At 39.6% G+C, this 24,806-nt stretch carries 22 protein-coding genes and 1 pseudogene; 14 read left to right on the top strand and 9 right to left on the bottom strand.

Features of this window, described 5'->3' with window-relative positions; all coding sequences use genetic code 11:
• The first annotated feature begins 353 nt into the window (after positions 1 to 353).
• Complete coding sequence (locus UP17_RS22685) at positions 354 to 1,949, top strand: spore germination protein (RefSeq protein ID WP_061465400.1); 1,596 nt, start codon at positions 354 to 356, stop codon at positions 1,947 to 1,949.
• 194 nt (positions 1,950 to 2,143) lie between these two features.
• Positions 2,144 to 2,377 carry a hypothetical protein gene (locus UP17_RS22680; RefSeq protein ID WP_061465399.1) on the top strand — a complete coding sequence of 78 codons (234 nt, stop codon included), beginning with the start codon at positions 2,144 to 2,146 and terminating at the stop codon, positions 2,375 to 2,377.
• Between the two features lie 438 nt (positions 2,378 to 2,815).
• On the opposite strand, the gene UP17_RS22675 is transcribed toward UP17_RS22680, so the two are convergent.
• Complete coding sequence (locus UP17_RS22675; RefSeq protein WP_061465398.1) at positions 2,816 to 4,027, bottom strand: Ger(x)C family spore germination protein; 1,212 nt, start codon at positions 4,025 to 4,027, stop codon at positions 2,816 to 2,818.
• Positions 4,028 to 4,131: 104 nt separating this feature from the next.
• On the bottom strand, positions 4,132 to 5,238 hold the full coding sequence (locus UP17_RS22670; protein ID WP_250211720.1) for a GerAB/ArcD/ProY family transporter: 1,107 nt from the start codon (positions 5,236 to 5,238) through the stop codon (positions 4,132 to 4,134).
• A 310-nt stretch (positions 5,239 to 5,548) separates the two neighbouring features.
• Between UP17_RS22670 and UP17_RS22665 the strand changes: the two genes are divergently transcribed.
• Positions 5,549 to 6,412, top strand: coding sequence for a DUF4349 domain-containing protein (locus tag UP17_RS22665; RefSeq protein WP_061465396.1), 864 nt, complete (start codon positions 5,549 to 5,551; stop codon positions 6,410 to 6,412).
• A 51-nt stretch (positions 6,413 to 6,463) separates the two neighbouring features.
• On the opposite strand, the gene UP17_RS22660 is transcribed toward UP17_RS22665, so the two are convergent.
• The 6 genes and pseudogenes from UP17_RS22660 to UP17_RS22635 all read right to left on the bottom strand — a co-directional run bounded on the left by UP17_RS22660 (position 6,464) and on the right by UP17_RS22635 (position 11,866).
• Positions 6,464 to 7,831, bottom strand: a complete 1,368-nt coding sequence (locus UP17_RS22660; RefSeq protein WP_061465395.1) for an amino acid permease — start codon at positions 7,829 to 7,831, stop codon at positions 6,464 to 6,466.
• Between the two features lie 314 nt (positions 7,832 to 8,145).
• Positions 8,146 to 8,422: pseudogene (locus tag UP17_RS22655) on the bottom strand (endonuclease); the annotation flags it as partial.
• A gap of 13 nt (positions 8,423 to 8,435) precedes the next feature.
• Positions 8,436 to 9,611, bottom strand: coding sequence for an MFS transporter (locus tag UP17_RS22650; protein ID WP_061465393.1), 1,176 nt, complete (start codon positions 9,609 to 9,611; stop codon positions 8,436 to 8,438).
• A 128-nt stretch (positions 9,612 to 9,739) separates the two neighbouring features.
• Complete coding sequence (locus UP17_RS22645) at positions 9,740 to 10,051, bottom strand: ArsR/SmtB family transcription factor (protein WP_061466277.1); 312 nt, start codon at positions 10,049 to 10,051, stop codon at positions 9,740 to 9,742.
• A gap of 421 nt (positions 10,052 to 10,472) precedes the next feature.
• Positions 10,473 to 10,820 carry a phage holin family protein gene (locus UP17_RS22640; RefSeq protein WP_061465392.1) on the bottom strand — a complete coding sequence of 116 codons (348 nt, stop codon included), beginning with the start codon at positions 10,818 to 10,820 and terminating at the stop codon, positions 10,473 to 10,475.
• A gap of 155 nt (positions 10,821 to 10,975) precedes the next feature.
• Positions 10,976 to 11,866 (bottom strand): TetR/AcrR family transcriptional regulator, encoded by an 891-nt coding sequence (locus tag UP17_RS22635; protein ID WP_061465391.1) that lies wholly within the window; start codon positions 11,864 to 11,866, stop codon positions 10,976 to 10,978.
• A gap of 644 nt (positions 11,867 to 12,510) precedes the next feature.
• Here UP17_RS22635 and katA point away from each other — a divergent pair.
• The 4 genes from katA (at position 12,511) to ltrA (ending at position 19,311) form a co-directional block, all read left to right on the top strand.
• The gene (gene katA, locus UP17_RS22630) at positions 12,511 to 13,965 is read left to right on the top strand and encodes a catalase KatA (protein ID WP_061465390.1); all 1,455 of its coding nucleotides are present in this window, start codon (positions 12,511 to 12,513) and stop codon (positions 13,963 to 13,965) included.
• Between the two features lie 329 nt (positions 13,966 to 14,294).
• Positions 14,295 to 15,488 (top strand): M14 family metallopeptidase, encoded by a 1,194-nt coding sequence (locus UP17_RS22625; RefSeq protein WP_061465389.1) that lies wholly within the window; start codon positions 14,295 to 14,297, stop codon positions 15,486 to 15,488.
• A gap of 690 nt (positions 15,489 to 16,178) precedes the next feature.
• Positions 16,179 to 17,336 (top strand): phosphoribosylglycinamide formyltransferase 2, encoded by a 1,158-nt coding sequence (gene purT / locus UP17_RS22620; RefSeq protein ID WP_061465388.1) that lies wholly within the window; start codon positions 16,179 to 16,181, stop codon positions 17,334 to 17,336.
• Between the two features lie 712 nt (positions 17,337 to 18,048).
• Positions 18,049 to 19,311, top strand: coding sequence for a group II intron reverse transcriptase/maturase (ltrA, locus tag UP17_RS22615; RefSeq protein WP_061461592.1), 1,263 nt, complete (start codon positions 18,049 to 18,051; stop codon positions 19,309 to 19,311).
• A gap of 167 nt (positions 19,312 to 19,478) precedes the next feature.
• On the opposite strand, the gene UP17_RS22610 is transcribed toward ltrA, so the two are convergent.
• Entirely contained in the window at positions 19,479 to 19,661 is a 183-nt protein-coding gene (locus UP17_RS22610; RefSeq protein ID WP_061465387.1) for a hypothetical protein, read from the bottom strand.
• 53 nt (positions 19,662 to 19,714) lie between these two features.
• Here UP17_RS22610 and UP17_RS22605 point away from each other — a divergent pair, with 53 nt between their 5' ends.
• The 7 genes from UP17_RS22605 (at position 19,715) to rpmG (ending at position 24,796) form a co-directional block, all read left to right on the top strand.
• Positions 19,715 to 21,079, top strand: a complete 1,365-nt coding sequence (locus tag UP17_RS22605) for an alkaline phosphatase (protein WP_061466275.1) — start codon at positions 19,715 to 19,717, stop codon at positions 21,077 to 21,079.
• 22 nt (positions 21,080 to 21,101) lie between these two features.
• Positions 21,102 to 21,749, top strand: coding sequence for a DUF4352 domain-containing protein (locus UP17_RS22600; protein WP_061465386.1), 648 nt, complete (start codon positions 21,102 to 21,104; stop codon positions 21,747 to 21,749).
• A 103-nt stretch (positions 21,750 to 21,852) separates the two neighbouring features.
• A complete protein-coding gene (locus UP17_RS27090; RefSeq protein WP_072272311.1) occupies positions 21,853 to 22,005 on the top strand; it encodes a YpzG family protein in 153 nt (50 codons plus the stop codon).
• A gap of 214 nt (positions 22,006 to 22,219) precedes the next feature.
• Positions 22,220 to 22,600: a nucleotide excision repair endonuclease gene (locus UP17_RS22595; protein ID WP_176431821.1), complete on the top strand. Its 381-nt coding sequence runs from the start codon at positions 22,220 to 22,222 to the stop codon at positions 22,598 to 22,600.
• A gap of 164 nt (positions 22,601 to 22,764) precedes the next feature.
• Complete coding sequence (locus tag UP17_RS28020; protein ID WP_155727462.1) at positions 22,765 to 22,935, top strand: hypothetical protein; 171 nt, start codon at positions 22,765 to 22,767, stop codon at positions 22,933 to 22,935.
• Positions 22,936 to 23,432: 497 nt separating this feature from the next.
• Entirely contained in the window at positions 23,433 to 24,626 is a 1,194-nt protein-coding gene (locus UP17_RS22590; RefSeq protein ID WP_061465384.1) for a GTP-binding protein, read from the top strand.
• 20 nt (positions 24,627 to 24,646) lie between these two features.
• Entirely contained in the window at positions 24,647 to 24,796 is a 150-nt protein-coding gene (gene rpmG / locus UP17_RS22585) for a 50S ribosomal protein L33 (protein WP_061465383.1), read from the top strand.
• The last annotated feature ends 10 nt before the right edge of the window (positions 24,797 to 24,806 follow it).

Here is a 24,806-nt window from a genome sequence, read left to right as displayed (position 1 = left end):
GAGAGCAAACCCTGTATTCGGAAACAGAATTTACTTCAAATAGTGAACATTTAGTGGAAAATAATAAAAATAAAAAGAATCTTAGCTCGTCCGTGAATCTTGGCTGATAGTCCAGATTATTTAGTTAGCTAATGACATCATTGGCAGTTTTAATATAGAACGACTTATGAGTTTAACAACATTAAAAACTGTACATATAACCTCCATAAACATGACCATCATGAATTAGCAAATACATAGCAGAGAATAAATATAAAATTACAAGTGCTTTTAAGAACCAAATCTTTTCTCAATAATTTATCTAATAACTCTACCTTCTAAAGAAGAAAAAAACTGAGAGGGGGATAAAATGTATGAGTTTATTTAAGAAAAAAAGAAAAAACAGCATTAACCTCTCCCCATCCAAAGACGATCAAAATAAGGAAACAAATAAAGACTTGTTAAAAACAAGCCTTCAAGGAAACATTCAACATGTTAAGCAACAGCTTGGAAATAGCGCCGATATCGTGATTAGAGAAATACAAATTGGCAAAGAGCGAATCGTTAAAGCATGTATTTTTTATACGGATGGATTGGTGGACACTAATGCCATTCAGAATTTTATCATGGAATCACTCATGTTAGATATCCATCCTGATCAGGAGCAAATGATATCGTCTCAACAGAACGTTTTACAAGTATTGAAAGATCGCATCCTTTCGGTTGGAGACATACAGGATGTTACGGAATTCAATTCTTTATTTACTTCCCTGTTATCAGGGGATGTTATTCTCTTATTGGATGGATATGCACAAGGGTTTACAATCGGTATGCGTGGTGGAAAAGACCGTGGTGTAACGGAATCCACCACGGAAAGCGTCGTTCGTGGGCCAAAGGAAGGTTTTACTGAGAACTTGCGGACCAATACGGCGTTAATCCGCAGAAAAATAAAAACCCCCCGACTTTGGTTGGAATCGAAAAAAATTGGAGAATTGACCAAAACCGAAGTAGCGATCATGTATATCGATGGAATTGTGAATGACAAAGTCGTCGAAGAAGTGCATAAGCGTCTGAATCGAATCGATATCGATGGAATCCTGGAAAGTGGGTATATTGAGGAATTGATTCAAGATGAAACGTTCAGTCCCTTCCCGACTATATATTATTCGGAACGCCCTGATGTGATTGCCGCCGAGCTTTTGGAAGGGAAAGTTGCCATACTAGTGGACGGAACGCCGATTGTTCTAGTCGTTCCTGCACTATTCATCTCCTTTATTCAAGCTGCGGAAGATTATTATCAGCGTGCAGATATTAGCACCCTGATTCGTTTTCTTCGTTTTTTTACTATTTTTATTGCTCTACTAGGACCATCCCTATATATCGCTATCACCACGTACCACCAGGAAATGTTACCAACCCGACTGCTGATCGGTCTAGCCTCTCAACGAGAAGGGGTTCCCTTTCCTGCATTCATTGAAGCCCTCATGATGGAAGGGGCGTTTGAAATCTTGCGGGAAGCTGGTTTACGAATGCCAAAAGCTATAGGACAAGCTATTTCAATTGTAGGGACACTGGTGATTGGAACAGCGGCAGTAGATGCTGGAATCGTATCGGCTGCCATGGTAATTGTTGTTGCAATCACAGCTATTTCAAGCTTTGTACTTCCTGCTTTTACCATGTCCATGTCGATTCGAATGCTCCGTTTCCCGATGATGGCGCTTGCCGCTTCTTTTGGCATATTCGGGTTAATCGTTGGGTTCATCGCAATTGTTCTTCACATGTGCAGCTTGCGTTCCTTTGGGGTTCCCTATATGAGTCCTTTTGCTCCTTTTATCAGTGAAGACATTAAGGATACGTTTATTCGGGTTCCTAGAGGGGGGATGTTTTCTCGCCCCCGTTTAATCAACCAGAAAAACAATAAACGCGAACAAGTTTCGACAGCACCGAAACCGCCCCGGAATAACATATAAGATTGAAACCAAAGTTATGTAATGGGCATCAAAATACACAAAATGCTTCTATTCAGATTGGATGAAGTCAAAAGCTACCAAGTGGTATAAGTTGGATTGGAAATAAACAATGTTGATGTAAGGTAGAGACAAAGATATGACCGTACGGTATCCCATTCTGTTATAAAGCGAATTAGGGAAAGGAGTAGTCAATAGTGGTGGGTGTTGCAGGAATCCTTGTCATCGTCGCTGGGATTATCGCGATTGATGTTCCTTATCTTTTGAGGAAAAAATTAAAAAAGGAACTATGGATTTTTTCCATTATTCTACTATTCGGAACCGCGTTAAGCGTTGCCCAAGCACTGAATATCAAGGTTCCCAATCCACTAGATTGGGTTACAGCTATTTATAAGCCGCTTTCTGACATGATTGAGAAAGTATTGAAGTGAAAAACGAACAAAAGATGTTTAGAATGGAAAGATAAGCAAGTGTGTCCGCTTCATATCGAGTATTTAGACGAATCTGATCAGAAAGGGAAAGATTTTGAAAGCGGGCCTTTCATGGATGATTCAGGCTACTTTACAGATACACTTGAAGAAGCGCATTCATTGGCGGAAAATGATCCTCATGTCGATCATAATGTAGACATGAATTAAAAGATTGGTCAATTTAATAACGAATGGCTAAAAGAAATGAATCAGTGTGATTCGGAGTAATGAGGCCTTCAAAACGGGAGCTTGAGAAAGTTCCTTTTCTTTTCCGCTAAATGATGGGAAAATCCTTGGTTTATTCCTTTGTGTGGTATACCAATTAGGGGCCATGTGCAAATAGATTCCTAAAGGCTTTCATGAAACAACATAACCCCATTTCTTGATAAAGCAAACCAGTTACTTGATCTTTTCTAAAAAGGAATTACCAACCGTACCTACGTTTCGTATTTCTCCTTCTACATTTATATTTACAGGCAAGTTCTCAAAACTTTTATCCCAATCTTTTTTTAGTTTTTTCCAGGCTTTAGGATCAGCTCGATGAATCGCCTCACCAAATCCAAAAATGTCCACTTTTTCATTTTTCTGTACCTCTATTATTGACTTTTTGAACGCTTCCTTCGCTCCTTTTTCATAAATTTCCTCCAATTTTTCAATCGTTTCTGGTTTTGTCAAATCAATATGACATTCGACTTCACCTAAATTGCCTTCCACATGAATATTTAGATCAATCTCAGGTTCTCCATTCTTTATCTTACCTTTCATTTCCGTGTTTGACCTTTTCACTTCATACACAGCTTTTCCACCTTTAGGACACGGTAAATTCACAACAGTACTTTTCTCCTTGTTTGTAATGACGTTATACGTTTTGCTTTGCATCTCATTTAACCAGCCAACTAATTTATCATATTTAAATACCGCTAATTTTTGAAAATGCAAACGAGCGGGGGGATCAATCATTTCTATATTCTGTTTGCTTAAAGAAGTTTTTTTGTCTCCTTTTATATCTGCTTGGATTCCTGTTAACACCGGTTGTTTTCCATCACTTACAATATCGGCGATCAGATCGTCTAACTTAACGAAACTTGTCGCTGACCATGCAGTTGCTGAGACTTCCAGGGCATCAAATATTTGATTTGCAGGTATTTTTTCTAAAGAAGTGGGCACCTTCAGGATCTCTTCTGCTCTCATTCCCTTAGCTACGACGATATAAAAATCGGATCGCAGTTCCCAGTCCCTTGTGAGAAGATCTAACGGTTTACCAATTCCTTTTTTCGCTAATGACTCACCAATCACGAGGATTCGAAGATGTGAGGGATATATTTTTCTTGGGGATTCCTTGGTCATTTTGCGGAAAGCCTCAAAGACAGTTTTCCCTTTCGCCTGATAGATGACTGTCGGAGATGTACCGGTACCACCACCGCTATTTCCCGTAGCTAATTCTCCTGGATTTACCACTTGGGCGGTTAAGAGAAATTGACCATCCTTTGTACTATCTATCCCTATGGCCAGCGCAATAGCTAGTTCATTCAATTCACGACGGTTCCAGCAACCTGTAGTGAATAACAGGAATACGATTAGCAGGATAAACAGGGTATAGCTCCGTTTCATAGACGAGACTCCTTTCGCTCTATTCATTTATAGGGGTTCAGCCGAGAAGAATATAGTTATGTGGAATATCTATACTCTAAAAATCTGAAGTAAAGGAACGTTTTTTACTTTTGATGTATTTTTTTTCGGAATGCATTGACTGTTAATAAGAGAATAGGAAAAACAAGTCCGTACGTTGAAACATATAGGGGCCAAATTTCTTTATCAAATTTGATTGAATGGGCCACATTGGGATGTATAAGTACTGAAAGCGAAACCAAGACCATCCCTAAAGGTAGCGTAAGCGGCCGGTAATTCTTCATATTAAATGTATGTGCAAGACCTATAACAGAAGCGTAAAAGTAAAAACTCATTTTATAATAAATCGAGATAATCCACATTATAGCCATTATTGCTTCAATCCTTTGGAAAAAATCGCCAACGTTTATTTTTCTGGCCAAAATATAACTTGGATACGTGTTTCTGGCACTAGCATCTGCACCTAAAACTATAATAGTTAAAGCGATTATGATGAGTAAACAGATTCCGGCGATTAGTACTCCGATAAAAAAGGTTTTTTCTGCAGCTTTTTGTTGATTCACTGAAACAGGAAAAATCATTAATAAAACAATCAATGGCAAAGAAAAAAAACCTGTAAAAAGAAAAACAGCATGAATCATCGGTTTTATTCCTGCTTCAAATACCGGTTGTATATTTTCAAACTTATATTGAACAGGAGGTAATAATATTGAAACCACTAGAATTATGAATAAAAAAACAAAGATAGGAAATAACAATTCTGCAGAACGAGCCAATGTTTCAAGACCAAGTCGAATTCCCATTATTAAGATGCATGCGAAAAGAATAATGATCGCTTCAATTGGTGTATCAGGCATAATCTGTGTAGTTAAGAAGTTCCCAACATAAAGCAATAGTTCTGACGTTGAGTAAAGTGAAAATAAAACAAACGAAAGAGAGACTGCCTTACCTAACCATTTGCCAAAAATTGTTTCATTGATTTCTACCAGTGTCATAGTAGGGAACATCCTGCCTACGGCGATATATAAAGCCACCAGCAATAAACCTATGCCTATACCGAATACAGCTGCAATCCAAGCATCTTGTTTTACCTCTTGAGCCATGATTCCAGGAATCACCAAGATGGTCGTACCTACAGAAAATAGAATAACGATTATTGCAAATTGTCGAGTGCTAATTTTGAAATTTTCCACTATATCCCGACTTCCCATCGCTGATTATAATTCTTATTGTTGCCTTTGTATTGTTAGAATAAACTCTTGCCTTTTAGAAAGTGTTGATACATCTAGGCTTTCAAAATTCTTTAGAATTTCTTGTGGGTCAATACATCTTCATTTGAGCCTCAGACAACCGGAACTAATCCACTTTTAGCTAATTCTCTATAGTCGATATACCATCCATCTTTATACATAATTTGGATGTTTTGTAATGCCACCTTTTATCCGAAAGTGTAACTTTCTTCCAAATTATTCGTCGGTAATGTTAAGACAAGGAGGAATACCGATGAATCGAAAAAAAGTGATACTAATTTTCGGCTTGTTTCTTTTCCTGGGGGCATGTAGTAGTAATGATAAAGAAGAATCCTTACCGAAGTCACAGGAAGAAAAAGCGGAAAGTAAAATGGACTCCTCTTTATCAGGGGAACAGGCTTCTGATAAGAAGGCGGAAAAAGAGGCGGCAACAAATGATAGGATGGTCATCCACCAAGCACAGCTTCAGTTGAAAGTAAAAAATCTAGAAAAAACACAAATGAAGATTGAAAGAAAGGCGAACGAATACGGCGGCTATATTGTAGAGTCCAATGTATACAGGGAAGATGAAGAGAGGGTAGAAGGTACGATCACAGTCAGGATTCCGGAAGCTCGTTTTCAGGACTTTCTTGTCGTTACCGAGGGGCAGGCTTCAGAAGTGGTCGGAAGGAACGTGACAGGCCAGGATGTAACGGAGCAATATGTAGATTTAAAGGCAAGACTGAAGTCAAAGCGGGCTGTGGAAGAGAGATTACTTGCATTCATGCAGGACGCTAAGAAGACGGAAGATTTGCTGAAAATATCATCCGATCTTGCCGCGTTTCAAGAAGAAATCGAGCAGCTGACCGGCCAAATGAAGTATCTTGAAAACCAGACCTCATATTCGACGGTTACAATCACGTTATCACAGGAACGGATCGTGGTACCGGGTATTGATAATGCAAAACTGGATACATGGGAGAGAACGAAGAAACAACTTGCAACAAGTGCGAATCTATTACTTAAAGCGGGCTCAGGGATCATTGTTTTTATAATAGGAAACTTGCCGATCCTCATTGTTTTAGGCGGAGCTGGTGCGGTGGTACATTGGGCGATGAAAAGAAGGGGTAAAAGGTAAAAGGCAGAAAAAAAGAGGGTGCCCAAATTCGTTTTGGGCACCCTCTTGCATTTATCCTTTTCGTTTATTCAATCCGGTCACATAATACAGGACTACCAACAGGACGATCCAGATTGGACCAACGATAAGAGCAATTCTTGTATCTGCAGAAAAGCCGAGTATAACCATTACGAATACTAAAAAGGCTAGAGTGAAATAAGAAGTGAATGGGAAAAGTGGCATCTTGTAAGCTAAGCCTTGTTTTTCTCCCGGACTCATTTTCCGTCTAGAGATGATCTGTGTGACAAGTATGGTTCCCCATGTCCAGAGTGCACCAAATGTGGCGACACTTGTAACGTAACTGAAAACTTTCTCGGCTTCCATGTAGTTAAGGTAAACACCGAAAAGTAGAACTACAGCTGAAACGATAATGGCAACGCCAGGAACGCCTGACTTTGTAGTACGTTCGAAACTTTTAGGTGATTCACCTTGCTGCGCTAGGTTGAATAACATTCTTCCTGTACTGAAGATCCCGCTGTTACAAGATGAAAGGGCCGCTGTCAGTACGACAAACTGAATGATTCCTGCTGCGCCTGGTATACCGATTTTATCAAACATCATAACGAATGGGCTGTCTTTTCCATTCATTTGATCCCACGGAGTAATCGATAGAATGACAGTAAGAGCTAAAACGTAAAAAAGTAAAATTCGATAAAAGACGGTATCGATGGCTCTTTTTAAAGATTTTTCTGGATTTTTGACTTCACCTGCGGTTACACCGAGCATTTCAATTCCCAAATAGGCGAACATGACCATTTGGAAAGAGAGGATGACACCGGATATTCCATTAGGGAAAAATCCACCATGTTCAAATAGGTTACCGAATCCAACCGCGATTCCGCCGTTCCCCAGTCCAAAGATAATCATCCCGAAGCCAAGAACGATCATAAGGATGATTGTAACTATTTTAACTAAGGCGAACCAAAACTCCAATTCACCGTAAGCTTTTACAGCAAGAAAGTTAATCGTTGTCATGATGGCAAGTGCGGCTAACGCCCAAGCCCATTGTGGAGTCCCAGGGAACCAAAATTGCATATAGATTCCGACTGCCGTAATTTCAGCCATACAGGTGGCAATCCAAACGAACCAGTAATTCCAACCGGTTATATATCCGGCAAGAGGACCGACAAATTCACTTGCATAGCGACTGAAAGAGCCTGCGACTGGATTTTTGATCGCCATTTCCCCTAGTGCCCGCATGATAAGATAGATCATAAGCCCGCCGATAGCATAAGAAATAATAATGGCTGGGCCAGCTAATTTAATCGCAGATGCCGATCCGAGAAATAAACCGACTCCAATTGCTGCGCCAAGAGACATTAATGCGATATGTCTTTCTTCCAAACCTCTATGCAGTTGAGATTCTTTGGAGTTTTGCATAAGTTTCCCCTTTTCTTTTGGAGTTTAATTTTCTCTATCTAGCATTTTATCACTAGTAGAGCTGAATACATATTATTTATTGATTTTTCACATAATATTACAACTAAATAATATATTTTAATAGAAAGTTTGTAAAGTAAAAAAATGAAAACGCTTACTATAAAAGGTGTTAGCAATATAAAAAAAGTTGGAATTTTTATAATATTAAAATAGATTGCTATTTAAATAAAATATAATTATGTGATTTTTCTAAAAATTTAGACTTTTAAATAAGAAAAAGCTGTCCCATAAAAAGAAACGGCTTTTTCGTTTAATCATGACAGGTGGCTGAGGGCCAATTCCGGGTGATCTATGAAAGGGTTGCGATTATCGATTATAGTAATTTTTATTATAAATGATTTTCATTTCGATTTCTTTTCGTTCAAAAGTATCTGCTGGGTCATGTTCGTTCCATTCCAGCAGGACCGCCAACTTTCCATGATAGGGATTGGTGCAGCTGCTCACTTGATTATTTAGTTCTAAATCAATTTCACCACTTTCACCGTAATGAACGGCCATTTAAAACAGCATTCGAGCAATTTCACTGTTCATTCAATTCACGAACCTACGCTACGTTAACTCCCTCTACGTTCGAGCTGAAAATTTTAATTTTTATCATGATCAAAAAGAAAGCTAGCAATGCAAACACAATTCCGCTCCAGATGAGTTGATGTATTCCTAAGTGAGAAATAAACCAACCACCAATAGACACGCCTATAGTAATTCCAAGATTTGAAAATGAGACAAACAAGCTGTTGCCGAATTCAGGTGCTTCGTTCGCTTCAGTTGTCAACCATGTTTGACTGACAATTAGACCACCAGAATGAACTATTCCCCAAATGAAAACCATTAGAATCATCGGAATTAAATAAGAGCCCAAAAAATAAGCGAATAAATAAATTACTATGTATAGAAGGGGAAACATTATAACGGTCTTAGTTATGCTTTTTCGCAAGAATCCACCAAATAAAAAATTCCCAAAAATCATGATTAGACCAAACGCCATCAACATTACACTAATCAACGAACCATTCATATGTGTTAATTGTCCAAGATATTCGGCAAAGTAGCTGTATACAGAGAACATTGCTGCAAAGATAAACATAACGGCGGCGATGTTTAACCATAATCCCGGTTTACGTAATATTCCAAGCTGCTTGCCATAAGACATTTTTTCCTCATTAGGCATGGAAGGAAGCCACAATAATATTCCTACAAAAGCAATCGCATTTACAACAGCCCCAAATAGGAAAGCAGTTTCTAACGAAAACTTTTCCGCGAAATAAGAAGTTAAAGGTACACCAAATGCAAATCCGAAAGTAATTCCGGCAAAAACCTTTGTAACTGCTTGGTTACTTTTTTCCGGAGGAACAATTTTGGCTGCAGTCACAAGGGCTATCGAAAAAAAGACAGGATGAAAAATGGCGGGTAGTATACGGAAAGCTAGCATGATATCAAATTTCGTTGTACATGCATAAATAATATTTGAAATCGTGAACATAAATACTGAGGTTAATAGAATTACTTTACGATTAATTCCAGAAGCGAGTAAGGTCAAGAATGGACCTGAAATGGCAACAATTAAAGCAAATATACTTACAAGTAAACCTGCTTGTGAAGCTGTTATATTAAATTTTTGAGTGATCTGGGGTAGGACTCCCACAATACCCATTTCAGTTGTAATAATGCCGAATACGCCTAGAGCCAACATAATGATAAGCAAAGGGTTAACTGTTTTCATTAATAAAAATCTCCATTCCTATTGTATATTCCTTAATTTATATACAGATTAAAATCATTTATAAAATTAAATATCTGTATATCTAGATATGTAAAAACAAAAAAAGAATGACCTCCTTTACGTTTATTTTATAGTTCTTTTTGAATGTACTCGGAAAATTCATGTATTGTTTTTTCATTCCGACGATAATAAGTCCACTTTCCGATTCGCTCAGACTCCAACAGACCAGCCTTTTGCATGGTTAACAAATAACTAGAGATGACAGATTGGGCAAGCCCCGATTTAACCTGAATATCTCCCACACATACACCAACTTGAAAATTTAGACCTTGTTGAAAATAAGGCTTTTCATTAAAGAACTTCTCTGGATTTTTTAGCCATAGCAAAATTTGACGACGTGTATCGTTTGATAAAGCTTTATAGATTAATGTAGGTTCCATATAAATCATTATATCTATTTTTATAGATTTGTAAATGTAAATTTACCGTTTTACTAATGCGGAATTTGAAGATGCGGAAAAAGTAATACGAAAAGAAGTGAATCTATGTAGTGAATAAGCACTTATCAAAGGGCGACTTTAGTAGTCCTTTCGATATTCCTGTACGGTCATCGATGATTTCGTGCAAGGGGGAATCTGAGCATAAAGGACAGTATAAAACTTGGTTTAGCTTTGTGAACAGGTCATTCCTCCATAAATCGATTCGTTCCATTTCCAGATAAATCGGTATGTACGGTTATTCCTTGTTAATTGTCAAAGATGGACGAATACAGCCTGTGAAGGTTTGCGGAATTTGGGGAAATAGCCCGGGAAATATCGAAGGCTGTTATGAAAGTGGCATGGATACTAAAAACCGTCAGCATCACTGACGGTTTTTTTTACTCTTTTTTATAAGAAGACTCTGAATGAAACTCAATAACAATGATCCGATTAAAGCTCCCCAAAAAGAATGTATGACAAAGCCACTGACTACATAGGAAGTGATTTGGAATGTGAAAGCATTGATAATGAAAGAAAACAATCCGAACGTCAGGATGGTGATCGGCAATGTGATAAGTTGTAGAATGGGTCTAACCAGCAAGTTCATGATTGATAATATAAAAACCGCCAGCAGGGCTGTGCCATAAGATTTAATCGTGATGGAGTCGAGAAGCCAGTCAATAACGAGCAATACCAGCCCGTTGATAAGAAAACGCATTATTATGTTCATGAAAAACTCCTCCTGAAGTCACTATACTACAAGTCCATTATACTAAAACTTCGTGAATTTCAGTTAAATGTTTGCAGAATTGTCACAAAAAAAGAGGGATACGGATTTGTATTCCCCATAAGAGGAAGACCCATTTTGGGGGCCGTTTTTTCTATTTAGTTGTTGGCAATGATCTTTTCGAATTCACTTAATTCCAATGTGTTTTTCAGCTTTGGATTGGTGTTTAAGGAAAGCAGGGCACTTTCGATGAGAAAGATTCGCGGATCGCTGCTTTGTAAAAATTCCTCTTGGATAAAGTGAATTAATTTTAAGTTTTTTACCCGTTCTGCTTCATCATCTTGACATAGTTTCAAAATCATCTTTTTTAGATCATTTGCAGAGTGCAGCAGTGCTGTATGAAAATCCTGCTGTGTATGGAAGCACTCCGGCAGCCATTGCTTGATAAGATCGGGTTCTAAAAGCTGTGCGTTTGACTTGCTAACATCTTCGAAGATGGTTTTAATCCTGTCCACACAATAACGGATAATTTCAGTAGGGTTGAATTCGGGCTCTTTAGCCAGGGCATTAAAATGAATCGTTTGATGCATCATCCCCGAGTAAAGAATGGCACAGTCCAAAATATAGGGTTTTTTCTCAGTACCGAAAATATCCAGAAACCGTTTTGATAGCCAATGTATATGCTGGAATTTAGCATGTGTAATGAAGTTCTTAAGTTCTGTATCATTTGAAATCATTACTTCTTCATATAAGGAAAAGAGTTTATTACTTTTATTGGAGTGCATTTGTAATTCAGATTGTTTGATGAATATTTCAATATTTGAAAGGTTTTGCCCAATTAGCAATTCATTCCGCTCTTTTTCGAATTTTTCTTGCGTAGATAGGAAGACTGCCTTAAGCAATTCGCTTTTAGAAGAAAAGTAGTTATAAAATGTTCCTTTTGAAATGCCGCTATAATCTAAAATATCCTGAATGGATGTTGCTTGATAACCCTTTTCAATAAATAATTGGTGTGCATATTTTACTACGTGCTGTTTCCGCTCATTCATATATTTATATCACCCTTACTTTTATTGGACGGTCATTTTATCGTAATAGTATCTTATTTTCTATACGAACACAAACCAGTATGTTTACAATTTCCCCAGCATAATAAGGGCGATGGCTTCTTATGGACACTTTGTTTCAGTGACTCTTGGGAATGGATCAGGACTGTTTAAATCAACCCACAAAAGCGATGAAAAATTAAGTTCCATGCATCCTTCTTTTCATTATGTAAATAAAGGCTAATGAAGTGAATAAAGTCACAGGGAGAACCATCGGGTTTGTTATAAAATAAATAGAATGAAATAGGTGCAGTGACATCATTTCAAGAAAGCATAAATGGATATCCGTTCCGATTCTCGATTACTATCCCATTAGTGGGAGAAATGATAAAATCACTTGTCATGAAGGAAAATTGGGTATGAAGGTCGTATACCATTATTAGGAATTCGATTATGGGGACATGTTTTATACCGTCAGTGTTTATACTTCGTTCACTTTCCATATGCTGGATATACATAAAGTTATACATTAATGAAAAGAATAATGAATTGATTATTATATTAAAATTATTATAAATAAGTATTGATTTTTTCCTGAGAAGCTTTATCATTATATACATAAATAATAATGAAAAGGTGGTTCAATTATGACAAACAAGAAAAACCTTACTACAAGCTGGGGAGCACCAGTTGGAGATAATCAAAACTCAATCACTGCCGGCGAACGGGGTCCTGTACTCATTCAAGATGTACACTTGTTGGAAAAACTTGCCCACTTTAATCGTGAACGTGTGCCTGAACGTGTAGTTCACGCGAAAGGTGCCGGTGCATTCGGTACTTTTGAAGTAACGAACGACCTTTCTCAGTATACGAAAGCCAAACTTTTCAATGGTGTTGGCAAGAAGACAGATCTTTTTATCCGTTTCTCTACAGTAGCCGGTGAATTGGGTTCTGCTGATACAGTCCGTGACCCACGTGGATTTGCTGTTAAATTCTACACGGAAGAAGGAAACTACGATATCGTCGGTAATAATACGCCTGTATTCTTTATTCGGGATGCGATTAAATTCCCCGACTTCATTCATACACAAAAAAGAGATCCTAGAACACATTTGAAAAACCCGACGGCAGTTTGGGACTTCTGGTCACATTCACCAGAATCTTTACACCAAGTAACGATCCTGATGTCCGACCGAGGCATTCCTGCCACACTTCGTCATACACATGGTTTCGGAAGCCACACATTTAAATGGGTGAATGATGAAGGGAAAGGCGTTTGGGTGAAATACCACTTCAAAACAGAACAGGGCATCAAAAATCTTGATGTCAATCTAGCTGCAAAACTAGCAGGTGAAAACCCTGATTACCATACGGAAGATCTTTTCAATGCCATTGAAAAAGGGGACTTCCCTGCATGGAAGTTATATGTTCAGATCATGCCTTTGGAAGATGCAGATACTTATCGTTTCGATCCATTTGATGTAACGAAGGTATGGTCTCAAAAAGATTATCCGCTAATCGAGCTTGGGCGTATGGAATTGAACAGAAATCCTGAAAATTACTTTGCTGAAGTGGAGCAAGCGACGTTCTCACCGGGAACATTCGTACCGGGAATTGAAGCTTCCCCAGACAAGATGCTTCAAGGACGTCTATTCGCATATGGAGATGCACACCGTTACCGTGTGGGCTCGAATCACAACCAGCTTCCGGTTAACCGTCCGAAAGTAGAAGCGAACAACTATCAACGTGATGGCTTCATGCGTGCAGATGACAATGGCAAGGGATCCGTTTATTATGAGCCAAATAGTTTTGGCGGCCCTGCAGAATCAACGGAAAATAAAGTCACTCCTTTTGAGGTGACAGGGAAAGCTGCACAAGTAGGTCATAATAGTGATGATCACTACACTCAAGCAGGTGACTTATACCGTCTATTGAGTGCGGAAGAGAAAACCCGTCTTGTTGAAACGATTGTGGGCGCAATGAAACCAGTGGAATTGGAAGAAATCAAACTTCGCCAAATCGGCCATTTTTACAAAGCCGATCCAGAATACGGAACGCGCGTAGCTGAAGGTTTAGGTTTGGCCGTACCACAAGAAGCGTAAAATATGGAAATTCTAATCTATTAAATGCAAACAGGCATCCATTCATGAATGGGTGCCTGTTTTGTTTTATTCCGGGATGTCCTGTTTATCAAGAAGGTGAATGTTATGGCCCATTTTAAATAGTAAGCTTTTTGAAAGCTTGGCGAATGCCTGAAGTAAATAATCAAAAGGCATCGTTGGAGTTCATATATCAGCGAATTCTGGATGATGCCATTTTGAGGAGTGATCTACAACAATCTTGTAGTCCCGATAATAAATGAAGAAAGGTCCGGGTGCTTTGGCAATAATTAAACCGAATCAGCATACATTTGGTTAAGAGGAGGTGCTGTATGGACGTTTTTGTTCGGCAGAATGATTCCTTGTGGTATTATAGCCAATTATTCAAGGTGAATTACCAACTTATCATTGATTCCAATAGTCGGATTGATCCGCTTGCGCTTATTATAGGACAGCAAATCAAAGTTCCTGGCTTTACGACGACCGGCTATAGGATTAAGCGAGGGGACTCATTATGGGCAATTGCCAAATCACATAATCTTTCACTGGATGCCATTTTTCTCGTTAATCCTAAACTCAACCCTAATGCCCTGCATGTCGGTCAGACGATTTCTGTGCCATTAAGGATTACGTGGAGGCTAATTCAAGGAAACCAGGAATATGATTATGGGACGATGGTGACCGATGTAAGACGTTTGAAAAGTATCTACCCATTTATTAAAACCTCCCCCATTGGGGACTCGGTGCTTGGAAAGAATATTCCCGAAGTAATGATTGGGAATGGTGGCAAACGAGTTCACTATAATGGTTCCTTTCATGCGAATGAGTGGATTACGACGCCTGTGATCATGACCTTTTTAAATGATTATTTACTGTCGGTCACGAATCAGACTGACATCCGCGGTATGTCCCTGTTGCCTTTTTATCAACAGACGATGCTGTCGATCGTTCCAATGGTGAATCCGGATGGAGTGGATTTGGTTTTAAAAGGCGCACCTGCCGATGAGACATTGAGAGGACGGCTCGTGGAATGGAATAATGGAAGCGAAGACTTTTCTGGCTGGAAAGCCAATATTAATGGGGTGGATCTGAATGATCAATTTCCTGCAAAATGGGAATTGGAACAAGCTCGCAATAATGTAACAAAGCCAGGTCCGGCAAATTATTCCGGGGAAGGGCCGCTTACACAGCCTGAAGCTATTGCAATGGCAGAGTTGACAAGAAAACGTGATTTTAACAGAGTTCTTGCTTTCCATACCCAAGGAGAGGTCATTTATTGGGGGTTTGAAGATATGGAACCGCCCGAGTCCGAAACTATAGTCAATGAGTTTGCGAGGGTCAGTGGATATGAACCAGTCAAATCCGCCAATAGTTACGCGGGGTATAAGGATTGGTACATTCAGGATTGGCGAAGGCCAGGGTTTACCGTGGAGCTTGGCAAAGGAACCAATCCCCTTCCTATATCACAGTTCGATGAGATTTATCAGAAGTCGCTAGGGATTTTCTTAGCAGGGTTATACATGTGAATTTTGACCAATTGAAAAAGCTCGACTCCGTTTCCATGGGGAAGAGCTTTTTAGTCTTATAAACTATTAGACTTGAGACGATGAGGGCTGCTGCAAAAAATAAGTAAAGTTATGCTTTACTTATCGATTGCATGATTAACTCGCTTTTTAGCCTAAAAAGTAACGGACGTTCTCCAGTACTCGTCCGAGTAATATTGCAGCCCTACCAAAAAGAATCCTGATAGTTTTACGGTAAAGAAGTTTGACTTCCTTAGCGCTAGTATTGGCCCCACCTACGCCATATACTTTGACGGCCACGCATGCCATCCAACCTAATTCCATTATAATAGAAAGCGCTTACATTTTCAAAATGAATCGTAGTGCAAATTTCGACATGTGCATCTGTGTCCCCAATCAACAGAGGGGAAAGGGCCTTATCGAATCCTTTTGCATAGGGTATTTCCTCCCTCATTGATAAACATGAAAAGACCATCTATTCATGTTGAATAGGGAGACTCCGTATATACCTTTCCGGAAAACTACATAAAACTTATTATTCCTAGCTTTCAAGTTATTTTTTAAAAACTTAAATGAACTGTAGTCATTTCATGTTTTTTGTGTGATTTTTAATGAAAATACGAATAAATATTTATTTTTATTCGTTTATAGTTCGTATATAATAATTTTAAGGTATTGAGGAGGAGAGACTGAATGTATAAATCCAAAAAGATTTTATTATTGGGCTCCGGTGAATTGGGGAAAGAAGTCATACTTGAAGCACAGCGCCTTGGTGTGGAGACCGTTGCTGTAGACCGCTATGAACTAGCCCCTGCCATGCAAGTCGCCCATCGCAGTTATGTGATCGATATGCTTGACGCGGAACAACTAAGGGGAATTGTAGAAAAAGAACAACCCGATTTGATTGTACCGGAAATCGAAGCCATTGCTACATCTGAATTAGTCAAATTGGAAGAGGAAGGCTTTCATGTCATTCCGACGGCAAGAGCAGCTAAATTGACTATGGATCGTGAAGGAATCAGGAGGTTGGCTTCTGAAACCCTGGAGATTCCGACGGCAGCCTACAAATTCGCTGATACTTATGAAGAATTTGCCCAAGCTGCCAAAGAAGTTGGATTTCCGAATGTCGTAAAACCGCTGATGAGTTCTTCAGGGAAAGGTCAAAGCGTGTGCCGAACGGAAGGTGACATGGAAGAGTGCTGGAAAATCGCGATGGAAGGCGGCCGGGTTCAAAATGGACGGGTGATCGTTGAAGAATTTATCCGTTTTGATTCGGAAATCACGCTGCTTACTGTCCGGGCAGTAAACGGTACCATGTTTTGTGCTCCCATCGGCCACATTCAGCAGGGCGGGGATTATATTGAATCCTGGCAGCCGCATAATATGACAGAAGCGCAAATAGTGGAAGCGAAAAGAATTGCCCATGCCATTACAGATGAACTTGGAGGGTACGGATTATTCGGTGTTGAGCTTTTCCTCTCTGGGGATAAAGTCTATTTCAGTGAAGTTTCCCCACGTCCGCATGATACGGGGCTAGTGACACTAGTGACTCAGAATTTGTCGGAGTTTGCCCTGCATGTTCGAGCGATCCTAGGATTTCCCATCCCGGAAATCACGCTGGTCAACCCAGGTGCCAGCCGCCCATTAAAAGCGCAAGATGAGTTATCGGAATATTCTATAGTCGGTGTTGAACAAGCCTTGGCTATACCAAATACACAAGTCCGTCTTTTCGGAAAACCGGTTACAAAGGCCGGGAGAAGGGTCGCTGTAGCCCTGTCATCTGCCGATTCAATCGAGGTAGCGAGAGTAAATGCGGCCCGTGCTTTGGAATGTTTAGTTGTAGAAAAATAATAGTGAAAAAAGCGCTCTTTGAATGGAGCGCTTCAGTCAGTCGGCGGTAAGGGAGCGGTTTTCTGAAAATGACTGGAACATTTCAAAGAAAAAAACTGAAGGCAAACTCGCTTTCTGCGAGTTTGTCTACAGTCTGAAGCATCCTGAATGGATGCTTTATTTGTGCGCCCGGCATGGGTGCAATCTATAGGGTGGAAGTCCCGAATCATGAAGGCAGTAGTAGTGGTTAGCTTAATGCAAGGGTGTCCACGGTGACGTGGAATCTGAAGGAAGCAAGCGGCAAACCTCCGGTCTGAGGAACACGAACTTCATATAAGGCTAGGTATCATTGGATGAGTTTGCGAAACAAAACAAAGTCCTTACTGCCGAAGGTGGTACAGAGTAAATGAAGCAGATAGATGGAGGGAAAGATTGCACTCTTACCCGGGGAGGTCTGATGACAGCCAAGTACACTTGGTAACCTTTCCAGTGATGGACAGCTGAATCATCAGAAGTCAGCAGAGGTCATAGTACTTGTCTACTCGAGAAGACAAGGAAGGACCGAACAGATTAAGAAGGATGAATACTAGGCGTTCGTTATCTGTGAAGAAGCAAACAATTCCTAACGGAACTTATTTGAAGGAAGAAGTGGTGAATACACGGGGAACTTCAAAAGGGTGGAGCAGATAAAGGCACAAATAGACCATTTATCCACGTAGAAAGGATATCAACGATGTTAATGGAACAGATACTAGAGAGGGAAAACTTAATACAGGCATTGAAGCGTGTAGAAAGAAATAAGGGAAGCCATGGTGTAGATGGAATGCGGGTCCAAAACCTGAGACCGCACCTCGTAACCGAATGGTACAACATGAAAACTGCCCTTTTACAGGGTACCTATCAACCGAAGCCCGTCCGTCGTATCGAAATCCCGAAACCAAACGGCGGAGTTCGGCTTTTGGGTATTCCAACCGTTCTAGACCGTTTCATTCAACAAGCCATTGCCCAAATATTGACCAAGATATATGACTCAACCTTTTCGGAGAATAGCTATGGATTTCGCCCTAACAAACAAGGGCACCAGGCGGTTCGAAAGGCAAAGTCCTATATAACCGAAGGTTATACATGGGTAGTGGATATGGATTTGGAGAAGTTCTTCGATAAAGTGAATCATGACAAGCTCATGGGAATGTTAGAGCGGAAAATTGAAGATAAACGAGTTCTTAAACTGATTCGTAAATTCCTTCAAGCAGGCATTATGATAGGCGGACTTTTTCATAAAAGTGAGGAGGGAACTCCGCAAGGAGGTCCGTTAAGTCCTTTATTATCTAATATCATGTTAGACGATTTAGATAAAGAACTAGAGAAACGCAATCTTCGATTCGTAAGGTATGCGGATGACAGTACTATCTTTGTGAAGACACGAAAAGCCGCCAAACGTGCAATGGGAAATATCTCAAGCTTCATTGAAAATAAACTGAAGCTAAAGGTCAACTACGAGAAGTCGAAGTATGATCGCCCTTGGAACAGAACGTTTCTCGGTTTTAGTTTCACGAAGTCAAAGAAGAACCCGAAGGTTCTACTGGCTAAACAAACGGTGAAGAGGGTAAAGAAACGAATCAGGGAAATGACCTCGAGAAAATTACCGATACCCATGGAACTCCGAATAAATAAGTTAAAGCAATACCTTAGAGGTTGGATGGGGTATTTCGCCCTCATTGATACTCCGAACGTATTGAAGAATTTAGATTCATGGATTCGAAGAAGACTCAGAATGTGCCTATGGAAGCAATGGAAATTACCAAGAACGAGGGTGAGGAAACTCAAAGGATTAGGCGTCCCATTTGGAAAAGCATATGAATGGGGAAATAGCAGAAAGGGTTATTGGCGCATAGCGCATAGTCCTATTCTAGACAAAACCCTTAATAATGTTTATTGGCTCCATCATGGGTTAGTAAATCTATATGAACGATATACAAAACTACGTCAGACTTAAACTGAACCGCCGTATACCGAACGGTACGTACGGTGGTGTGAGAGGTCGGAGGCTAGGCGCCTCCTCCTACTCGATTCTTTTTTCTCCATTAATTTTTTTAGCACTTTCAAATCCCTAACAAATCACCCCGAATTGAAGAAGTTGAATGAAAAGAACTTTGTTCAAGATCACTTAACCACGTTGGTGTTAACCAATTTTTTTTCACTCCTCAAAACCATATAAAATGGTCCCGATTTTCCTGAATAACCAACAACCTCATAAAGTGCATACAATCCCCTGACATGTCTGCCTTTACCTTGTCTTAATAATAATCCTACTGCATTTTTACATAGCCTTGACATTGTATTCATCTTCTTCACCTATAGTTTAATTAGATATTAATTATAGGGAGGTCATTCATTTGATTCATAATTGGAGTAAAAAGGTTTTGCCCATCACACTCGCTTCTGCATTAGCATTTGGAAGTTTATCATGGTCCGCAGCGGATCGTGTTTCGGCAAAGGATAAGCAAAAAAAAGAACCGGAGATCAAGAACGTGATTTTCCTTATCGGTGACGGCATGGGTGTTTCCTATACTTCCGCATACCGGTATTTAAAAGATAATCCTGGTACGAAGGTGGCAGAAAAGACAGAGTTTGATAAATACTTGGTTGGCCAGCAGATGACCTACCCTGAAGACGCTGCACAAAATATAACGGATTCAGCCTCAGCAGCAACGGCAATGTCTTCCGGAGTGAAGACCTATAACGCAGCAATTGCAGTGGATAATGATAAATCTGAAGTCAAAACCGTATTGGAAGCAGCAAAGGAAAAAGGAAAAGCGACGGGATTGGTTGCCACTTCTGAAATCACTCATGCTACACCAGCATCTTTTGGAGCCCATGATGAAAATCGGAAAAACATGAATTCAATCGCAGACGATTATTATAATGACTTAATCAAGGGCAAACATAAAATTGACGTCCTATTGGGCGGTGGGAAGTCCAATTTTGTCCGGCCTGATGTCAATTTGGCGAAAGCCTTCGAAAAAGACGGGTACAGTTATGTGACTGATAAAAATCAAATGCTTAAGGACAAAAATGAACAGGTCCTTGGTTTATTCGCTTCTGAAGGACTCCCGAAAATGATTGACCGCCCAAGTGAAACGCCTTCTTTGTCAGACATGACAAGTTCGGCAATCCAGCGCTTGAATAAAGACAAAGATGGATTCTTCCTTATGGTCGAGGGAAGCCAGGTCGATTGGGCGGGACATGATAATGATATCGTAGGTGCAATGAGTGAAATGGAAGACTTTGAAAAAGCATACAAAGCGGCCATCGAATTTGCGAAGAAAGACAAACATACATTAGTGGTGGCCACTGCCGATCACTCTACAGGAGGATTCTCGATCGGGGCTAAAGGAATATATAATTGGTATGGTGAACCGATCAAGGCAGCCAAACGCACCCCTGACTTCATGGCGGATGCCATCGTCAAAGGGGCCGATGTTGAAAAGACTTTAAAGCAATATATTAATCAAAATGAACTGAAACTAACTAACGATGAAATCAAAACGGTAACAGAAGCCGCCAAATCAAAAAATGTGACGAACGTCGATAATGCCATCGAAGCCATATTCGACAATCGGACCAACACTGCATGGACTACAGGGGGACATACAGGTGAAGATGTTCCGGTCTACGCATATGGACCATATAAAGAACGTTTTGCAGGCCAGGTCGATAACACGGATCAAGCCAAAATCATCTTTGATCTATTAAAGAAGTAAAAATACTTCAGGGAGGGATTCAATGAACAGACTGATGATTGGTGCCCTGATATTAACGACATTTGGTGCTCTTAATACACAACCAGCTTACAAAGAAGAAACGACAGCTAAAGAAAAAACAGAGGAAGTTGCACGGCCACTGGTGAAAAAGGATGTCTATGTTCCGAATCCACAGCTTCCTGATGATTTAAAATTGAACCAAATCGGCCAAAACGTTTCCGATGCTAAGGGCGACTTAACTTTGAAAGCCTATAAAAAAGTGAATGAAGCGTTGAATGTTGGTCCGATTGAGGTTGAAGTCAAAGACATGAAAGTGATGCATGCCACTCCGGATTACAGCATGATTGATTTCTTTCATGGCTATACTCATGATGAAGATTTCGATATCGTAAAAGTAAACGTGGAAATCAAAAACCATTCGGATAAAAAAATCAAGTTTTCCCCAGTCGCATTTCTTGAAACGGACAGCGGGGAACATCTGACGTGGGAAGATGACATCTACTTAGAAGAACTTACTGGTGAAATAGAAGGAAATGGTTCGAAAAATGGAAACATTGGTTTCATTCTAAGGGATGGAAACATAGAAGGCATATCCTTCATGACAAGTGATGCGGTAGATGAAGAAGGGGAAGTCCTTGCAAAAGGCAAGTCAGCTGAATTCACTTTTTAAAGAATATGTATAAATGCCTTGGAAAAATAAAATACTAGAACAAGTGATGGCGATTACTATCACTGAACGGAATATCCAAATCCTAATGATGAGGTGACACAGAATGAGCTATAAAGATCAATTAGATCCACATTCTCAAAAGTTTCACCATAATTGGACAAGACCTAAGCGTTCAAAATCTCAAGTTAATGGCCATACGCAAGAATCGCAAACAAACATTATACTAAGAAGCAATGCAAAGGCTCACAGGTGGTAAGGATATTTCCGACAAAGAAGGAGGCTCTCAGCGAGTCTTCTTCTTTATATTTAATGCTGAATCGACATCGAATCTAAACCATTAAAGGGATACATGGCTTTTCATTCATAATTATGATACCATTTACCTTTAAGTGTGCCTGGCGTGAAATTTATCCATTACCGGAGTTTTGATTCCGATTGAAAGTTTCACCTTATACAAATAGAGGACGTGAATTGTAATGATAAAAATTGAAATCCCTGCAGCGGATATAAGCATCAAACAAAGAAAACAAGTTATAGAAGGAGACGAAGCTGTCATTCCTGAAATTTACGGGTTTATCGATTTTCATTTGATTCCCCGTGATAAAGGCGGCATCATCTTGTTTTACAATGAAAATGATGAGCTGATTTTTGTCGGAAAAGCTCGTAAATTAAGACAAAGGGTCAAGAAGCATTTCGAGGATAATGTTTCTCCGATTAAAGAGCATCGTAATGAAGTCAAGAAAATTGACATTCTTATAGTCGAAGACGCTATGGAACGTGATATCTATGAAACGTACATGATCAATAAACTTCATGCTAAATACAACGTCGACAAAGTGTTCTATAAATAAGGAAAAAAAGCTGGCTGCGGATGCAATCAGCTTTTTTTTGTTGGCAAACAAAGTTTACAACTAATGTACAAATATAAGTTCCGTACATTTACAGTCGCTTAATGTTAGGTTAACAGTGTTGGTTTATATTTAAAGTAATCCAATACATTTTCAGGAGGTTGCTATTGAAGAAAATACTTTGTAAAAAGGTGTTAGTTATCTCGATCGGGACAGTGATTGCCTTTGGGAATTTAACATGGTCCGTGTCACAAGCTTCTAAACTGGCTAAACAGAGAGAGATTGAAACTTTTGAACAAGAGACAGTAAAATCTTCAGAGTGGAAAATGGCGGAATAAGCATATGATTTGCAACAAAGTAATACGTTAAAGGTTCTTCTTAAAAAAGGAAAAATGAATTGGATAATGAAACGTTGCTGATGATCAGCTGTTATATGGAAGTACAATAAATTATAAAGCCGCACTGGAGGTTCATTACACATGTTGTTAGGTGTGATTGGGCTTCTATTTATTTTTATAAACTTACTTTAATTCAATTCGTTAATAATAATAACTTATACAGTCAAGGCCGGCGAAAACGATGGAGCGTATTTTTGGAATTTCTGCACAGATGAATTTTTTACGTGAGTGCCCATGCTGCTGTATTTGGAGCAATGGCGATAAACTCGTTCAGGAAATATTCGAGAGGTAATTTTGAAAAAAACTTGCAAATAGTAATGATTACGTTTTATTATAAAGGGGTAGTACTAAACGAAAAAATAATTCTATCGAATAAATCGTAATGATTTTGATTTGTAGGTGGGTAAAAAGCAGAAATGTTTAAGGAGTGTTTGTGAATGAGAAATAAGAAAATCCCTGTTACAGTTTTGAGTGGATACCTTGGCGCGGGAAAAACGACACTGCTGAATCATATCCTTGAAAATCGGGAGAAGCTGAAGGTTGCCGTCATCGTCAATGATATGAGTGAGGTCAATATTGATGCTTCCCTTGTCAAACAGGGAGGGTTTACCCGGACAGATGAAAAGTTGGTGGAAATGCAGAACGGTTGCATATGCTGTACGCTTCGTGAGGATTTAATGATTGAAGTGGAAAAGCTGTCCACACAAGGTAATATCGACTATATCGTGATTGAATCGACCGGTATCAGTGAGCCCGTTCCGGTCGCCCAAACCTTCACGTATGTTGATGAAAACGTGGGAATTGATTTATCACAATTTTGTCGGCTCGATACGATGGTCACTGTTGTTGATGCGAAGAACTTTTGGCAGGATTACGCTTCAGGGGAAACTCTTATTGATCGAATGCAGGCAAAGGATGAGGCCGATCAGAGGGAAGTGGTTGATCTATTGATTGATCAAATTGAGTTCGCCAATGTAATACTTCTAAATAAAATGGATTTAATGAAGCCAGAAGATATAGGGGAGTTAAATGGGGTCCTTCAAAAAATAAACCCGGATGCGCGGATTATAGAAACGGATCATTCCCAGGTGCCGTTAAAAGAAGTCATGAACACCCATCTGTTTGATTATGAAAAGGCAAGCCAAGGGGCGGGTTGGATAAAGGAATTAAATGATGAGCATATTCCAGAAACTGAAGAATATGGGATTGCCTCCTTCGTTTACAGAAGGAAAAAACCATTTCATCCATCGCGGCTGATGACGTGGCTGGAAAGTTGGCCGGTGGAAGTTGTGCGGGCAAAAGGCTTCCTTTGGTTGGCATCAAGAAATGATACAGCGGGCCTGCTATCACAGGCTGGACCGTCATTAATGATCGAGGGAGCAGGTAAATGGATTGCTGCTTATCCTAAAGATGAACAACAGCAGATACTGCAGGATGAACCTGAATTATTGGAACGCTGGGATGATCTTTACGGAGACCGGATGACGGAACTAGTGCTGATTGGCATTCAAATGAATCAACAGGAAATCGAAAATGAATTAGATCAATGCTTATTGACGGAAATAGAGCTGCAGCATGATTGGTCTCTGTATGAAGATCCATTACCTGCATTTACGGAAATAGTTCATTAATAAACTTAGGAGGAACAAACATGAGAGTAAACATTACTTTAGCATGCACAGAATCAGGGGACCGAAATTATATCTCAACGAAAAACAAGCGGAATAACCCGGATCGAATCGAATTGAAAAAGTACTGTCCGCGTTTAAAGAAACACACGCTTCACCGAGAAACGAAGTAATTCCGTCGTT

It is taken from the genome of Peribacillus simplex (assembly GCF_001578185.1).
Taxonomy (GTDB): domain Bacteria; phylum Bacillota; class Bacilli; order Bacillales; family DSM-1321; genus Peribacillus; species Peribacillus simplex_A.
Note: the sequence above shows the minus strand (reverse complement) of the source record. Positions and strands in the feature narration are given on the sequence as shown.

Bases quoted from the DNA above. Each gene is read 5' to 3' on its own strand.
- UP17_RS22685 (WP_061465400.1), top strand. From the start codon at position 354: ATGAGTTTATTTAAGAAAAAAAGAAAAAACAGCATTAACCTCTCCCCA.
- UP17_RS22675 (WP_061465398.1), bottom strand. From the start codon at position 4,027: ATGAAACGGAGCTATACCCTGTTTATCCTGCTAATCGTATTCCTGTTA.
- UP17_RS22665 (WP_061465396.1), top strand. From the start codon at position 5,549: ATGAATCGAAAAAAAGTGATACTAATTTTCGGCTTGTTTCTTTTCCTG.
- UP17_RS22660 (WP_061465395.1), bottom strand. From the start codon at position 7,831: ATGCAAAACTCCAAAGAATCTCAACTGCATAGAGGTTTGGAAGAAAGA.
- UP17_RS22650 (WP_061465393.1), bottom strand. From the start codon at position 9,611: ATGAAAACAGTTAACCCTTTGCTTATCATTATGTTGGCTCTAGGCGTA.
- UP17_RS22645 (WP_061466277.1), bottom strand. From the start codon at position 10,051: ATGGAACCTACATTAATCTATAAAGCTTTATCAAACGATACACGTCGT.
- UP17_RS22640 (WP_061465392.1), bottom strand. From the start codon at position 10,820: ATGAACATAATAATGCGTTTTCTTATCAACGGGCTGGTATTGCTCGTT.
- UP17_RS22635 (WP_061465391.1), bottom strand. From the start codon at position 11,866: ATGAATGAGCGGAAACAGCACGTAGTAAAATATGCACACCAATTATTT.
- katA (WP_061465390.1), top strand. From the start codon at position 12,511: ATGACAAACAAGAAAAACCTTACTACAAGCTGGGGAGCACCAGTTGGA.
- UP17_RS22625 (WP_061465389.1), top strand. From the start codon at position 14,295: ATGGACGTTTTTGTTCGGCAGAATGATTCCTTGTGGTATTATAGCCAA.
- purT (WP_061465388.1), top strand. From the start codon at position 16,179: ATGTATAAATCCAAAAAGATTTTATTATTGGGCTCCGGTGAATTGGGG.
- ltrA (WP_061461592.1), top strand. From the start codon at position 18,049: ATGTTAATGGAACAGATACTAGAGAGGGAAAACTTAATACAGGCATTG.
- UP17_RS22610 (WP_061465387.1), bottom strand. From the start codon at position 19,661: ATGAATACAATGTCAAGGCTATGTAAAAATGCAGTAGGATTATTATTA.
- UP17_RS22600 (WP_061465386.1), top strand. From the start codon at position 21,102: ATGAACAGACTGATGATTGGTGCCCTGATATTAACGACATTTGGTGCT.
- UP17_RS27090 (WP_072272311.1), top strand. From the start codon at position 21,853: ATGAGCTATAAAGATCAATTAGATCCACATTCTCAAAAGTTTCACCAT.
- UP17_RS22590 (WP_061465384.1), top strand. From the start codon at position 23,433: ATGAGAAATAAGAAAATCCCTGTTACAGTTTTGAGTGGATACCTTGGC.
- rpmG (WP_061465383.1), top strand. From the start codon at position 24,647: ATGAGAGTAAACATTACTTTAGCATGCACAGAATCAGGGGACCGAAAT.